General features: G+C 40.1%; 14 protein-coding genes. 9 read left to right on the top strand and 5 right to left on the bottom strand.

Annotation, left to right across the window (positions count from 1 at the left end):
• Positions 1-104 precede the first annotated feature (104 nt).
• The 4 genes from A7967_RS01230 to metA all read right to left on the bottom strand — a co-directional run bounded on the left by A7967_RS01230 (position 105) and on the right by metA (position 5,399).
• Complete coding sequence (locus tag A7967_RS01230) at positions 105-461, bottom strand: hypothetical protein (RefSeq protein ID WP_064435260.1); 357 nt, start codon at positions 459-461, stop codon at positions 105-107.
• Between the two features lie 292 nt (positions 462-753).
• Positions 754-3,384, bottom strand: a complete 2,631-nt coding sequence (metH, locus tag A7967_RS01225) for a methionine synthase (protein ID WP_054205571.1) — start codon at positions 3,382-3,384, stop codon at positions 754-756.
• Positions 3,385-3,394: 10 nt separating this feature from the next.
• Entirely contained in the window at positions 3,395-4,462 is a 1,068-nt protein-coding gene (locus tag A7967_RS01220; protein ID WP_054205570.1) for a homocysteine S-methyltransferase family protein, read from the bottom strand.
• Positions 4,452-5,399, bottom strand: coding sequence for a homoserine O-acetyltransferase MetA (metA, locus tag A7967_RS01215; RefSeq protein WP_064435259.1), 948 nt, complete (start codon positions 5,397-5,399; stop codon positions 4,452-4,454). The genes A7967_RS01220 and metA overlap by 11 nt, the downstream gene beginning before the upstream one ends.
• Positions 5,400-5,564: 165 nt before the next feature.
• Between metA and A7967_RS01210 the strand changes: the two genes are divergently transcribed.
• The 7 genes from A7967_RS01210 (at position 5,565) to A7967_RS01180 (ending at position 13,209) form a co-directional block, all read left to right on the top strand.
• Positions 5,565-6,464: a DMT family transporter gene (locus A7967_RS01210; RefSeq protein WP_064435258.1), complete on the top strand. Its 900-nt coding sequence runs from the start codon at positions 5,565-5,567 to the stop codon at positions 6,462-6,464.
• Positions 6,465-6,546: 82 nt separating this feature from the next.
• Entirely contained in the window at positions 6,547-8,220 is a 1,674-nt protein-coding gene (gene ettA / locus A7967_RS01205; protein ID WP_054205567.1) for an energy-dependent translational throttle protein EttA, read from the top strand.
• A gap of 137 nt (positions 8,221-8,357) precedes the next feature.
• Positions 8,358-8,843 (top strand): TlpA disulfide reductase family protein, encoded by a 486-nt coding sequence (locus A7967_RS01200; protein WP_054205566.1) that lies wholly within the window; start codon positions 8,358-8,360, stop codon positions 8,841-8,843.
• Between the two features lie 88 nt (positions 8,844-8,931).
• Positions 8,932-9,297 (top strand): PilZ domain-containing protein, encoded by a 366-nt coding sequence (locus tag A7967_RS01195; RefSeq protein WP_054205565.1) that lies wholly within the window; start codon positions 8,932-8,934, stop codon positions 9,295-9,297.
• A 53-nt stretch (positions 9,298-9,350) separates the two neighbouring features.
• Positions 9,351-10,259, top strand: coding sequence for a histone deacetylase family protein (locus A7967_RS01190; protein WP_064435257.1), 909 nt, complete (start codon positions 9,351-9,353; stop codon positions 10,257-10,259).
• Positions 10,260-10,353: 94 nt separating this feature from the next.
• A complete protein-coding gene (locus tag A7967_RS01185; protein ID WP_064435256.1) occupies positions 10,354-11,022 on the top strand; it encodes a hypothetical protein in 669 nt (222 codons plus the stop codon).
• Between the two features lie 207 nt (positions 11,023-11,229).
• A complete protein-coding gene (locus tag A7967_RS01180; RefSeq protein WP_064435255.1) occupies positions 11,230-13,209 on the top strand; it encodes a methyl-accepting chemotaxis protein in 1,980 nt (659 codons plus the stop codon).
• A 99-nt stretch (positions 13,210-13,308) separates the two neighbouring features.
• Here A7967_RS01180 and pdxR read toward each other — a convergent pair whose 3' ends face one another.
• Complete coding sequence (gene pdxR, locus A7967_RS01175) at positions 13,309-14,775, bottom strand: MocR-like pyridoxine biosynthesis transcription factor PdxR (RefSeq protein WP_064435254.1); 1,467 nt, start codon at positions 14,773-14,775, stop codon at positions 13,309-13,311.
• A 149-nt stretch (positions 14,776-14,924) separates the two neighbouring features.
• Between pdxR and A7967_RS01170 the strand changes: the two genes are divergently transcribed.
• Entirely contained in the window at positions 14,925-15,500 is a 576-nt protein-coding gene (locus tag A7967_RS01170) for a GNAT family N-acetyltransferase (protein WP_054205560.1), read from the top strand.
• A 1-nt stretch (position 15,501) separates the two neighbouring features.
• The gene (locus tag A7967_RS01165; RefSeq protein WP_054205559.1) at positions 15,502-16,110 is read left to right on the top strand and encodes an FMN-binding negative transcriptional regulator; all 609 of its coding nucleotides are present in this window, start codon (positions 15,502-15,504) and stop codon (positions 16,108-16,110) included.
• Positions 16,111-16,114: the final 4 nt, after the last annotated feature.

Genomic DNA, 16,114 nt, shown 5'->3' with positions numbered 1-16,114 from the left:
GAAACTGCAGTATCTGCCCACATGGAGTAAGCTAGCTCTAGTAGTTTTCACGGGCTAGCTCATGGGGCTATTAGACAAATATAAATTCGCGGATTTATCATTAATTACTTATTGCTGGAGATTTCTTTAACCACGGATTGGCGAATAAAAAACATCATTAAACAGCCAAGAATATTTCCACCTATTATTAAGTTAAGCACGGCTAAAGTAGTTATATGCTTAACCTTTCTTCTAGATACAGCCCATAAATGCCAATAAGCATAGCCACAAAGACCACTTACTGCAGCAACTAGTGCTGTTGGGTGTACGCCTCCCTTTTTAATAACTATACTCACCATTACAATAGAAAGTATTAATGAAAAAGCACAAAGTGCAACCAAATAAAGTTTTATCCAGATACCCAGAGTCGAAAAGTTAAATTCATCTTTAATTGCACTTGATTGATTAGTTTTTATAGCCACAATATTCCTTATTAATTTGGCCTAAGAGCTTCTCAAATACCACTTTGATATTTTAGACACCCCAAATGACCTCCACTCCATCGTTTAATAATTCCACTAAACAAACCTATTGTAAATAATTGTTTTTCTTGGTAATAAAATCCCCTTTGTTATTTAGTCCAAAAAGGCCAGTAATAATGATATGAGGAAAAAACCAGAAAACTTTGTATTCTCGCAATTACTTTATAAAAAAACGAGCCTAATTTGACTCGCTTTTTTACTTATAATTCACTGCTTAAAGTTTACAACGACCTTAGTCCGGCTCATACCCTAAGTTAGGCGATAACCACCTTTCAGCTTCTTCCAGCGTCATGTTGGTCCGCTTGGCGTAATCTTCAACCTGATCGCGTTGTACCGCCGCTACTGCGTAGTATTTAGCCTCAGGATGAGAGAAATACCAACCTGATACTGCCGCACCTGGCCACATGGCGTAGGAACTAGTTAGCTGCATGCCAATGCGTTTTTCTGTGTCGAGTAATTGCCAGATTTTCTTTTTCTCGGTGTGCTCAGGGCATGCTGGGTAACCTGGAGCTGGGCGAATACCTTGGTAGTTTTCGCGTATTAGTTCGTCATTGGCAAGATTTTCATCTGGTGCAAAGCCCCAATATTCTTTACGTACTTGCTCATGGAGGTATTCAGCAAAGGCTTCGGCTAAGCGATCAGCCACGGCTTTGATCATAATTTTATTATAATCATCTTGCTGAGCATCAAACGCATCCGCTAACGCATCTTCTTCTAAACCGCCGGTCACTGCAAACGCACCAAAGTAATCAGGTGTCCCTTTTGGTGCAATGTAATCAGCTAGGCAGTAGTTTGCAAAGTCGGTTTTTTCAGTTTGCTGACGTAAGTGGCAAGACGTAGTGAGTATTTCTTTGCGGGTCTCGTCAGTATAGATTTCAATGTCATCACCCACTCGGTTAGCTGGAAATAAACCAAATACACCTAATGGTTGCAACGTCCCTGATTTTTCAAGGTCGTCTAACATGTCGTTGGCGTCTTTAAATAAGCTTTGCGCTTGCTCACCGACGACTTCATCGGTCATTATACGTGGATATTTACCAGCAATTGACCACGTCATAAAGTACGGCGTCCAGTCAATGTATTTGCGCAATGTTGCGATTGATACATTTTTAAACTCAGTAACACCGAGTTTTTTAGGCACCGGTGGCGTGTAATTATCCCAGTCGAGTTGCGCGGCGTTATCGCGGGCGCGTTGAATAGTTACCGGTTTTGAACGTGGCTTTTTACGGGCTTGTTGCTCGCGTACTTTGACATATTCAGCGCTGACTTTTTCTAAAAAGCCGGGCTTTATTTCTTTTGATAATAAGTTGGATACAACACCAACTGCGCGGCTGGCGTTATTAACGTAGACGACGCCTTTATCATACTGCGGCTCTATTTTAACTGCTGTATGCGCTTTTGAGGTCGTCGCGCCACCAATGAGTAACGGCAGTTCAAAACCTCGACGTTTCATTTCTTTGGCTACGTGTACCATTTCGTCAAGTGATGGCGTGATCAGGCCTGATAAACCGATTATATCAGCCTTTTCATCAATGGCGGTTTGCAGTATTTTATCTGCAGGTACCATTACGCCTAAGTCGATAACTTCGTAGTTATTACATTGTAGAACAACACCAACGATGTTTTTACCAATGTCGTGTACATCGCCTTTTACCGTTGCCATCACTATTTTACCATTGGTAGAGCCCTCTTCTTTTTCAAGCTCAATGTATGGATCTAGGTAGGCTACCGCGCGTTTCATTACACGAGCTGATTTAACTACTTGCGGTAAAAACATTTTACCAGCACCGAACAAATCGCCCACCACGTTCATGCCGTCCATTAACGGCCCTTCAATTACGTGAATAGGTTTGTCGGCAGCCGCACGGCACTCTTCTGTATCTACATCTATATATTCTGTAATGCCTTTAACAAGGGCGTGTTCTAAGCGCTTTTCAACTGGCCATGTGCGCCATTCTAAATCTTCAACGCGTTCTGCTTGCGCCATGCCAGAGTATTTTGGTGCCAACTCAACTAAACGTTCACCTGCGCCTGGGTCGGTATTGAGTACTACGTCTTCAACCGCTTTACGAAGTTCTGCTGGAATATCATCATACACGGCTAACTGCCCTGCATTGACGATGCCCATATCCATACCTGCTTGAATTGCATGGTATAAAAATACTGAGTGAATGGCTTCGCGTACTGGGTTATTACCACGAAATGAGAACGATACATTTGATACACCGCCTGACACTTTACAATGCGGTAATCCCTCTTTGATACGACGTGTACCTTCAATAAACTCAACAGCGTAATTGTCGTGCTCTTCAATACCTGTGGCTACGGCAAATATATTCGGGTCGAAAATAATATCTTCGGGAGCAAAGCCAATATCGTCTACTAATATTTTATAACTGCGCGCACATATCTCGAATTTTCTATCGGCGGTCTCTGCTTGACCTTGCGTATCAAACGCCATTACCACGGCGGCCGCGCCAAAGCGCTTAATTATTTTTGCTTGGCGAATAAACGGCTCTTCACCCTCTTTTAAAGAGATAGAGTTTACTATCGCCTTGCCTTGAATACATTTTAAGCCTGCTTCGATGACTTCCCATTTTGAGGAGTCGACCATGATTGGCACGCGTGATATGTCAGGCTCTGAGGCGATTAAGTTTAAAAACTTAACCATTGCGGCTTTTGAGTCCAACATGGCTTCGTCCATGTTGATATCAATTACCTGAGCGCCATTTTCTACTTGTTCACGGGCAACGGTGAGTGCAGCTTCAAAATCTTCTTCCATGATCAAACGCTTAAACATGGCAGAACCTGTAACATTGGTACGTTCGCCGACGTTTGTAAATACAGCTATTTTTTGACTCATGTCAGATATCCTAATTTAAATTACAGGCTTCAAGGCCAGATAAACGCATACGCACTTCAAGCTCTGGTAACGGACGCGGTTTAACACCTTCAAGCCCTTTAGCAAAGGCTCTTATGTGTGCAGGTGTAGTACCACAGCAACCGCCCACTATATTGATGAAGCCAGACTTACCCCAATCGATAATCTCAGCGGCCATTTCTGGCGCTTCTAAATCGTATTCACCAAACTCATTTGGCAGGCCAGCATTAGGGTGAACCGAGGTAAAGGTTTCGCATACGCGCGATAGCTCTTCTACGTATTGGCGTAATAGGTCTGGGCCAAGTGCGCAATTTAGGCCAATTGAAATTGGCTTAATGTGGCGAATCGAATTATAGAACGCTTCGGTTGTTTGCCCTGATAAGGTACGCCCCGATGCATCGGTAATAGTCCCTGAGATCATTACCGGCAATTTACGCCCCGCTTGTTCAAACGCTTCCTCTACTGCGAACGAGGCGGCTTTTGCATTCAGTGTATCAAAAATGGTTTCGATTAGAATAAGATCTGCACCGCCTTCCATTAACGCAAGGGTTGATTCAACATATGCAGTGACCAGCTTGTCAAAGGTTACATTACGGTAACCGGGATCGTTTACATCAGGTGAAATCGAGCAGGTTTTAGATGTTGGCCCAAGCACACCCGCAACATAGCGAGGTTTTGCTGGGTTTTTAGCTGTAAATTCATCACAAATACTGCGTGCCAATTTTGCAGACTCTAAATTTACTTCACGGCTGATACTCGCCATGTCGTAATCTTCCATTGAGATAGTGGTCGAGTTAAAGGTGTTGGTTTCGATAATATCGGCGCCCGCACTTAAAAAACCACGGTGAATATCACCAATAATTTTTGGCTGCGTAAGGCTTAATAAGTCATTATTGCCTTTAATTAATACATGCCAGTCTTTAAAGCGCTCACCACGGTAGTCTTCTTCTTCGAGTTTATGTTCTTGGATCATAGTGCCCATTGCACCATCAAGAATTAAAATACGCTGCTTTAGCGCGTCAATTAACTCGGCACTTTTGTTTTCTAAATTATTCGGCATAGTTGTTAGTCCTTACGTCTTGGCTAACTAAATTAATATCATAGGGTGTGGTTTGATACACATAATAATTTAACCAGTTCGAAAAAAGCAAAAAAGCATGACTTTGCCAGGTTTTCGACGGTTCGTTATCTGGGTTGTTATCTGGAAAATAATTTTCTGGCATCGGCGCATCAGGGCTTTTTGCTAAATCACGTTGATATTCGCCCTTTAATGTATGTGCATCATATTCAGGGTGGCCTGTTAGGTAAACTTGGCTACCTGATTTATTTTTTATTAAGTAAGCGCCTACTTGCTCTGAACCTGCCAGCACGACTAAATCATCACACGCATTTATTTTTTCAATGTCGATGTGGCCATAACGAGAATGTGGCACTACAAAGGTGTCATCAAAACCGCGCGTAAGTGCGCCATGTTCAAAAAAGCATTTATGAGTAAACACGCCACACAGCTTATTTTCTTTAAGTTCACGCTTTAAATTATGATGATGGAATAAACCCGCATGGGCCGCCCAACACGAAAATAACGTTGACGTTACATGCTGCTCTGCCCAGTCTAAAATCACTTTTAGTTCATCCCAGTAGGCTACGTCGTCGTATTCTAAATGCGCTAATGGCGCACCAGTAATTAATAATGCATCGTAGTTACTGTCTTTCACTTCAGAGAAATAACGATAAAAAGTATCTAAATGCTGCTCTGAGGTATTTTTACTACGATGGGTATCTAAGCGTAATAGCTCTACATTAACTTGCAAAGGCGAGTTAGCAAGTAAACGAATGAATTGTACCTCGGTTTCAACCTTATTAGGCATTAAGTTTAAAATAGCCAAGCGCATAGGGCGAATTTCTTGTGTTTTCGCACGACTTTTTGGCATTACGAATACGTTCTCTTGACGTAACTTCGCAATTGCGGGCAATTCATCTTTAACGGTAATAGGCATACTCATCTCCAAGGTATTTTTAACCAATGGCTAATTATGAACGGATAGCTGGAAATTTCAACCTCTAGATGTTTAGATGTCCAAATGAATTTAATTAAACAATTTTTTGCATTCTTAAACAAGCTCGCCATAATGCCCTTCTTAATTTAACTACAAGGTGAAATTGTGTTTGATTGGCTTGGTTTAGGTGAGTTATTAGCGATACTTGCGGCACTGGTGTGGGCGCTATCAACTATTTTATATAAAGGTTTTAGTCATCACTTAACCCCAATGCAATTAAATATTAGTAAAGGTGTGCTCGCGAGTGCATTGATGCTAGTTACACTTATCATTACTCAAGATTTTGCTATACCAACCCAGATTACCAGCTGGCTGTGGCTCATTGCGGGCGGAGTTATTGGTATTGCTATTGGTGACAGCGCTTATTTTGCAGCACTACGTAATATAGGCCCAGCGCGTACATTAGTTATTGAGTCTTTAGCCCCGGCCTTGGTTGGTATTTTTAATATTATTCTGTTAAGCCATTACTTATCAGCCTTTGCTTGGTTTGGTATTGCATTAACCAGTGTGGGTGTTGTAATTGCGATTAAGCCCGCAAAAGGACTACCAAGTGTTGATAATAAACATTATCGCGTTGGTGTTTTGTGCGCACTTGCTGCCGCAATATGCCAAGCCCTTGGAATGGTAATGTCAAAAGGAGCGCTTAATAACGAAGAGATGAGCAGCTTATGGGCTGCATTAATTAGGCTTGCATCGGGGACACTTACTGTTGCATTAGTGGTTGCAATGTTTAAAAGCAGTGATTTTAAACAAGCACTCACATTAAAAGGGATTAGCGGTAAACACTGGTTTTTTGTTGCTGTATTTTTAGGTACTTTTTTAGGTTTGTGGCTGCAACTCGGCGCCGTAAAATACACCGATCCTGCGATAGCACAGACCATTTTTGCTACCGCCCCATTGATTGTAATGAGTATTGGTTTTTTTAAGCGTGAGCCTGTTACCAATAAAATGCTACTTGGCGGCCTACTTGCGCTTATTGGCGTAGGTGTATTGCTTGCTAATTAACGTGCTGATGCGTTGACTGTTTAGCCATTGAGACTCTACAATAGAGCATTAAAAATTTTATTCTTATTTGAAGGCTCCTTCCATGGTTTTACCTGATAAATTTATATTCTCGATGAGTCGAGTATCTAAAGTTGTGCCGCCTAAGCGCACTATTTTAAAAGATATTTCTTTGCATTTTTTCCCTGGCGCAAAAATTGGCGTACTTGGTTTAAACGGTTCTGGTAAATCAACGTTACTACGTATTATGGCAGGCCTTGACCAAGAATTTGAAGGTGAAGCATACCCTCAACCGGGCACTAAAATTGGTTACCTACCGCAAGAGCCTATTTTAGATGAAAGTAAAACAGTACGTGAAATTGTTGAAGAAGCAGTAAGCGAAGTTAAAAACGCGCTAAACCGCCTTGATGAAGTATATAACGAATATGCAATGGAAGGTGCTGACTTTGATGCACTAGCTAAAGAGCAAGGTGAGCTTGAAGCAATCATTCAAACTCACGATGGTCATAACATTGATAACGTATTAGAGCGTGCTGCTGATGCGCTACGTTTACCTGAATGGGATGCTAAAATTGAGTTCCTATCTGGTGGTGAGCGTCGTCGTGTTGCTATTTGTCGCCTATTACTTGAAAAACCAGATATGCTTATCCTCGATGAACCAACTAACCACTTGGATGCAGAATCTGTCGCGTGGCTTGAGCGCTTCTTACATGATTACGAAGGCACAGTTGTGGCGGTAACGCATGACCGTTACTTCCTTGATAATGTAGCAGGTTGGATTTTAGAGCTTGACCGTGGTGAAGGTATTCCATGGGAAGGTAACTACTCATCGTGGCTTGAGCAAAAAGATGCCCGCTTACAACAAGAGCAGAAATCTGAAAAAGCACGTCAAAAATCAATTGCACAAGAGCTTGAGTGGGTACGTTCAAATCAAAAAGGTCGTCAAGCTAAGTCTAAAGCACGTATGGCACAGTTTACTGAAATGCAGCAATCTGATTACCAAAAACGTAATGAAACTAACGAGCTGTTTATTCCACCTGGACCACGTTTAGGCGATCAAGTAATAGAAGTTAAAAACTTGAAAAAGAGCTTTGGTGATCGCGTACTGATTGATGATTTAAGTTTCACTATGCCAAAAGGTGCCATTGTCGGCATTATCGGTGCTAATGGCGCGGGTAAATCAACTTTATTCAAAATGCTTAGTGGTGAAGAGCAACAAGACAGCGGCGAAATCAGCTTAGGTGAAACAGTTGAACTGGCAACCGTTGATCAGTTCCGTGGCAATATGGATGACAGCAATACAGTTTTCCAAGAAATTGCTGATGGCCAAGACGTGTTAAAGATTGGTAATTTTGAATTTCCAAGCCGCGCGTATGTTAGCCGCTTTAACTTCAAAGGCAACGATCAGCAAAAGTTTGTTAAAGACTTATCTGGTGGTGAGCGCAACCGCTTACACCTAGCTAAGCTTTTAAAAGCGGGCGGCAACGTAATCCTACTGGATGAGCCAACCAATGACTTGGACGTTGAAACATTACGTGCTCTTGAAAATGCGATTTTAGAATTCCCAGGTTGTGTTATGTGTATATCGCATGACCGTTGGTTTTTAGACCGCATTGCAACACACATTCTTGATTACCGTGATGAAGGCCAAATAAACTTCTTTGATGGTAACTACACTGAGTATGAAGAATGGCTTAAAAAGACGTTAGGGTCGGCAGCTACACAACCTAAGCGTATTAAGTATAAAAAGATTGGTTAAGTTCTAGGTTCTAGGTTCTAGGTTCTAGGTTCTAAACATATTTTAAGCCCTGCATTTACGCGGGGCTTTTTATTTTTGAAAGAAATAAACGCTTGCGCCTTTCTAGTTAAGTATCTTCACTTTATAAAATAATCACCATGAAATACTTATTTGCACTGATTTTAGTAAGCATGAGCTTATTAAGCTTCGCCGCCGAGACTGAGCAATCCCCCAAATTACCGATGCTGACCTTTAATATGGCAGATGGTAGCCAAATTAAAACCCAAGACCTATTAGGCAAACCGTTTATTTTACATTTTTGGGCAACATGGTGTCCGTATTGTAAAAAATTGCAGCCTGGACTGGATAAAATTCATCTAAAATATCAATCTCAGGGCCTGCAAGTAATTGCTGTGAGTTTTCGTGAAGATGAAGACGCTAACCCCGCTCAATCATTACTTTCGCGTGGTCATCATTTTCAAACCGCAATAAATGCAGATGACAGTGCAGAATTATTAGGAGTTCGTGGTACACCCACTACGCTTTTTATCAATAAATTAGGCAAGGTTGTACTTGCTACCACAACATCAGACCCCCAAGATCCTATTCTTTATAAAACAGCAGCAAAGCTAGTTAAACCCTAAGACTAACTCTGGCCTATCATAACTTTAGCGACTATGCTTAAGTTATGAGCGAACATCATTTTAGCCACAAATAAAGGTATGTTGAATTATGAAGAACCGCCGCCAATTTTCTCGTGTTTTATTTTCAACTGCTGCCCAATTAGATTTAGCCGATAATCAATACCCGTGCAAATTATTAGATATTTCGTTGCACGGTGCGCTTATTACTCGATGTGATGCGTTCACTGCAAATAAAAACGCTACAGGTCATTTATGCTTTACTTTACCGCAAAGCGATATTGAAATTAAAATGGCTGTCACTATTTGTCATATAGAGCAGCATCATATTGGCTTAAAATGTACGCATATTGATATTGACAGTATTACTCATCTAAAACGTTTAATTGAGTTAAACCTCGCAGATGACGCCTTACTCCACCGTGAACTCGCGATGCTTATTCACGAACAAGAATAGACTGTTAAAGGTTTGTTGATTACCATAGCGTAAACTGATTACATAGCGCCGTTATGACTTTAAACCCAGATTTACCTTTGGTATACCATCCAAACTACTCATTTAACTTTGATCCTAAACATCGCTTTGCGATGAGTAAATTTGCGCATTTACACGACTATGTTAAACAACTCGGCTTAGTGACTAATAATTTAGTTAAACCTGAATTAGGCACACCAGAGGCACTTGAGCTGATCCATTGTCATAACTATATAAATGATCTTTGGTATAATCGATTGGATGAAAAAGCCATGCGCCGTATTGGGCTGCCTTGGTCACATGAGTTAATGGCGCGCACATTCACCGCCCCGCAAGGCACTTTAAAAACCGCACGTCTTGCTTTGCAACACGGTATTGCTTGTCATTTAGCTGGGGGCACGCATCATGCGCATACTGACTTTGGTTCAGGCTATTGTATGGTGAATGATTTAGCATTTACCGCGCAAACGCTTATACAATCTGGTGAAATTACCAACGTGCTTATTTTTGATCTTGATGTACATCAAGGTGATGGTACTGCCGCGATGTTGCAGCATCAACCTTATGCTTATACGTGCTCGATTCATTGTGAAAAGAATTTCCCGTTTCGTAAATCAGCGAGCGACCTAGATATTGGTTTAGCTAATAATATGCAAGACAACGAATACTTAGGTATTGTTGATGATACGTTGCGCTTTTTACTAAAAGAGCTTAACCCTGATTTAGTACTTTATGACGCAGGTGTGGATGTGTGGCAGCAAGATGGTTTAGGTAAACTTGATATTAGTTGGCAAGGCATAGAAAAACGCGACAATTTAGTACTAAAACGCTGTATAGAACATAATACGCCGGTGGCTACTGTCATTGGCGGCGGTTATGACAGAGATCACCTGCGTCTTGCAAAACGTCATGCTATTGTTGTAGAGCAGGCTGCGCGTTTTTAAATAAACATTCAAGACTTACAAAACACGTGACTAAAAGCAGCTTTTACAGCGATTTTTTACTACAATTTAAATTAATATATTGATTGAGACTACTATGCGACTGCCGCTTATTTTATTATTTGCCTTTATGAGTACTTTTACTACCGCCGAAGAAGAAGTTGTAAAAGAAGAACTCCCACCAATGAACCCCGCTTACAGTGCAGAGCATGCTATGGTTCTTGTGAATCATGGCTCACGTATTTTTGCTATTAGCCTACCGACGTATAAACTGCCTCATGATGTTCAAGTGGTATATCAAATTGATAATCCTGATGTTGCTTTTTTAAGCCTAGTGCGTGACGCTGATCTCATCACCATCAAACCAAAACCATTTAATATTCAACATTTAATGCGTGGTGAAGAGATAACAATTACAGCTGATGTTTATGAAGGTCATTACAAGCGTGGTGGCAGTTTAGTTTATTCAGATAGAGCAATCGTTATGAGTAAACAACTTTACGCACGCGAACTCACAGACTTGGCAGAATCCTCTCAATGGCAAGAATACGATATGATCACTCTTAAAAATAGTGAACGAATTTACATCCACAAAATTACCCAAGCCCCGAGTTTTAATCACCTCATTTTTGCCGACTTAACCAATGCCTGCATGCAAAAGTTCCGCACATCTAAACGTGTACCGAAAGAAAGTGAACTCACATATAAATTTGTTAACTGCGGCACTTTAAAGCCGTTGTATTTTGATAGTGAAGATTTTCAATAGCTTAATCACTTTTTAAGTAAAGTATAACCAAAAGCTTTTAAAGTAATTATACGACTTTAAAAGCCTCTAAAATTAAGACTATAAACATACAAATCAAACACTTAAAAAAACCATTAACGTTCATTTACAATAATAATGTACAGATTGTTATAAAAAGAGGGACAGTCGTGTAAATTCACGCGATACTCATCGATAATCGGTACAACAATGGCTATTAAAACTAAATTATTACTTTCCTTTTTGCTTTTAGGTTTGCTCCCAGCAGGCATTGTATCGATATTATCTTTATATCTGTCTGCCCAAGCATTAGAAAAACAAACGTATAACCAACTTTCATCTATAAGTCATATCAAAAGCAATCAACTTCAAGATTATTTTAAAACCACAAAATCAGATATGAACTTATTAACAACTAATTTTGAAAGCCTATCCAAGCATAATTCCAACTTATCACTATCAGAGCTTGCTGCATTAAATCATCCGTGGTTCGATGGGTTTATAACTGATAAAGGTTATTATGATTTATTTTTAATTAGCCCTACGGGCTTTATAGATTACACAGTAACAAAGGAGGCTGATTATTTAACTAGTCTTACAACTGGGCCATATAAAACTTCAGGCCTAGCAACACTTTTCAACAAAACTTTAAGAACTCGCTCATTTGAAATAATTGATTTTTCAAAATATGCACCGAGTAACGATGAGCCTGCGGCATTTATTGGTCAACCGGTTATAATTAATGGCGAAGTCGTTGCTGTTATTGCACTGCAACTATCCATTGACGCAATTAATAATATTATGCAAACACGTGATGGAATGGGGCAAACAGGCGAGTCATACTTAGTCGGTGACGATTTATTAATGCGTTCAGACTCTTACCTAGATCCAATTGGCCACTCTGTTGTTGCTAGCTTTGCCGGTAACGTAAAAAATAATGGCGTAGATACCGTTGCAGTTCATAATGCCCTTCAAGGCCATACAAACACGCAAATGATTATGGATTATAACGGTAACCCTGTTCTGTCCGCTTTTAAACCCTTTAAATTTGAGCGATTAAATTGGGCTCTACTTGCCGAAATAGATGAAGCTGAAGCATTCGCTCCTATTTATTCTTTATATTGGATAATAAGCACCATTGCCCTACTTTCCTTTGCTGTCGTAATTATTGCCGCACTGAGTATTACTCGCTCTATTATTAAACCCCTCGGTGGTGAGCCTGCACAAATGCAGATAATCAGTAAACGCATCGCAAGCGGTGATCTAAGTCAGGTGTTTGATTTAGATACTCCTAAGATTGGTGTATACGGTGCTATGGCGAAAATGAATACCTATTTGCACCAAACAATAAGCACAATATCCCAAGCAACTGACAGACTTGCATCCACCGCAGCGCAAACGAGTACTGCAAGTACTCAATCAAATGCAAGCTTACAAGAACAACATGCAAGCATTGAACATGTTGCCAATGCTATTTCACAAACAAACGCATCTATTGAAGAAGTATCTGAAAATGCTCGCGCTGTGGCTGATTTAAGTATTAAAGCTAAAGAAACAACATACTCTGCAGATGTTCATTTACAACAAACAATTGTAAAAATGAGTTCACTTGAGCATACAATAAATAATACGGAAGTAGTGATCAAACGCGTCGAGGGTAACGCACAAACGATTAATAAAGTACTTGAGGTTATCCGTTCTGTCGCAGACCAAACAAACCTTTTAGCACTTAATGCAGCCATTGAAGCAGCTAGAGCAGGAGAGCATGGTCGAGGTTTTGCCGTTGTTGCTGATGAAGTTAGACAACTAGCTAAAAAAACACAGAATTCAACAGCCGATATAGAAAACATGATTGAATTACTGCAAGCAGGTACACAACAAGCCGTTGTTGAAATACATAAATCTATAGATGCCACAGAATCAACGATTACAACAGCAAATCACAGTGCTGAGTTATTAAAACAGAGTGTTGAACAAATAGACTATATAGCTCGTCGAGCTGAAATCATTGCAACAGCAGCGCATGAGCAAAGCAGTATGTCTGAAGAGATAACCCATAACATTGACTCGATAAAACAAGCTGCTATTGATAACGCGGTAGGAGCTGATCAAGTATCCGCTGCGAGTATAGAGCTGGATCAACTCAGCAAACAATTGCAAAAAATAACGCATGATTTTAAATTATCATAGCAACAAAAAATGACAGCTGTTATGCAACCTTAGTTGTAATCAAAGAGCTGCTGTTGCCTTTGTGTAGAGCATGACTACTGCCGGGACTGTTAAAACATCTTAGCGCTTATAGGTCTGTTGTATAATAAGTGATAGGCCTAGCTGCATACTTTCATTCGATTGCCCAGCAAAGCCAAGTCGTATATAGCTAAGGTTTGCAGGCTTTAAGCTACGTACTGAGTTGGTAAAATAAAACTCCCTCTCGGTTTGTATATATACGCATTGCTTTGCTAATTCAGTTTTTAAATCGCGCGTATTTTTATTAAAATTAACCCAAATAGCCATACCACCGTCTGGTTTTATGTACTCAATAGGATAACCTTGTGCTTGAAGCTGCATTAAGTAGCTATCCATCGCTTCATAGCGTTGCTTATACAGTTTAGTCATGCGCTTTAAATGGCGCTCAAAGCCGCCCTCTTTCATCCAATGTGCTACTGCTAATTGCATAATTACATCGTTCTTATGATTCATCAGCTGCTTCCAGGCGGTTAATTGCACTATCACCTCAGGAGCTGCGCAGATATAGCCAATACGCGCTGCTGAGAACATAATTTTTGAAAACGTCGATACGTAAATAATAATGCCGGCAGGGTCATCCGCAGCCATAGGTTGTAATGGCTTACAGCGATAGTGAAATTCATGGTCGTAATCATCTTCAATGATCATCACATTATGGGAATAACACAACTGATAAATCTGTAAGCGCCGTGTTGGCGATAAAGTCACTGTGGTCGGGTACTGATGCAACGGTGTTAAGTACAGCATCTTTATTGGGAATCGCATAAGCTGGGCTTTTAAATCATCGACACATAAGCCTTCATCGTCTTGCTTTATATCGACCAATTGCGCGCCACATGCAGCAAATGCCTTTCTTGCTGGTGGGTATCCTAGCGTTTCAACAGCAATATTATCGCCCTTTGCTATAAATGCTTTAGCGATTAAAAATAATGCCTCTTGTGAGCCATTACAGATCAGAATATCGTCCGTATCTAAGTTACGTGTTTTATGTAAATATTCTTTAATCTGTACTTTTAGTTCAGCGCAACCGCTTACTTCTCCATAGTGTAATTTACTAATGTCGATATGATCACACACATGGCTAATTGCACGTTTAAACTCTTTTTGAGGGAAACTTGCTAAGTCAGGTAGCCCCCCTGCAAAATTATATTTATAAGCATTTAAATCCATACCAACGTTAGGCACTTCAAGTGTGTTAGCGAATTGATAAGGTGTAGGCTGCAAGGCGGGTGCAGTTTTTACGCCAATGCTGCTTTGAATAGGTAAACTATCTGTCACCCGATACCCTGAGCGCTCATTTGATATTAGCCACCCCTCAGCAACTAATAATTGAAGTGCATTCATAATCGTATGACGATTTAACTGGTATATATCCGCCATTTTTCGGACGGAGCTAAGCTTACTCCCAGGCGCAACATCCCCGTTAATAATTGCTGTTCGCAATCCCTGTGCTAATTGCAGATACTTAGCTTTGCCTGGCAAATCCAATTTAATATCAAGTGGCTGCATACTTTATTCCTTCCGTATAACTGTTCACATAATCCTTTCACGCTAAAACTGGTCTATCAAAAAACTAAAAACTGGTTGTTTTAACATGACCAAATAAGCGTACATTATTTGTTTTAAATAGTCTGCAATAACCAATAATAAGGCGCTTTATGCTTACTCAGCAAACACATCAAACTAATAAAGTTATTTTGGAACCGCTACGCGACATTCATTTAAAAGGTTTAAGCCTTGCAGGGCAAGATCCACAAGTATGGCGCTGGGTATTAATGAATTACACTCGAACGACAGAAACTCTATATGATTGGTTTATCAATACCGCACAGTTTAACCCTACAGAACAAGTAGTCTTTGCCATTATTGATAAAGCTTCAAAGCACGTTGTAGGCACTACACGCATATTCAGATTAGATAGTCAAAATGACATTGCTGAAATTGGCCACACATTTATTAGTAAAAATTTTCAACGTAGTTACATAAACACCCACGCCAAATATTTGCTATTGCGTTACGCATTTGAAACTTTAGGGTTGGTACGTGTTGCGTTTAATACCCATGAAAAAAACATCACATCCCGTAACGCAATTGCTCGACTAGGTGCCCGCTTTGAAGGCATTAGCTATAAAGATAGGCGACTTACTGATGGCTCATACCGAAACACCGCCAAGTTCAGCATCATTGATGAGCAATGGGCCGCTATAAAATTACAACTAGAAGGTAAGTTATAATATGTACCCTGCTCCTCACTTTCAAGAACCTAATATAGAACAGTTACATGCTCTTGTTAATACTTACCCGTTAGCCAGCGTTTTAATGCCTAATAAGCAATGTAGCCTGAATGATATTTGCCACATACCATTATTATTTGATGCTCAACGCGATATATTTATTGGTCATGTTGCTAAATATAACCCTCTTTCACTGCTTGATGGTCAATCAGTAAATTTACTGTTTAGGGGTGATGACTGCTATTTATCCCCCTCCTATTCAAAGAATAAAACATTACCAAGCTGGTTATATTCCTCTGTTTTAGTCACAGCCAATGTGCATATCATTCAGAAGCTTAGTCAAAAAGAGTCAATAATGGAACGGCTTACTACTCACTTTGAGCAAGAATTTACACCGAATGAAAACCCGGTATGGCAGCTTAATGATGTACCACAACAACATCGTAATACTATGTATCAAGAGCTTAGCTTTATAGAGTTTAAACCGACAAGCTGGAAAGGTAATTTTAAGCTAAGTCAAAATAAGGCTACGATAATTAGAGAAGAAATAAAAAATAACCTAATATTAATCAATAAAGTAAGTATTGCTAATTTGATAAAAACATATTGATACT

The sequence above is a fragment of the Pseudoalteromonas neustonica genome (genome assembly GCF_001653135.1).
GTDB lineage: Bacteria > Pseudomonadota > Gammaproteobacteria > Enterobacterales > Alteromonadaceae > Pseudoalteromonas > Pseudoalteromonas neustonica.
The sequence above is the reverse complement of the archived record's forward strand: the minus strand, read 5'-3'. Positions and strand labels throughout refer to the sequence as shown.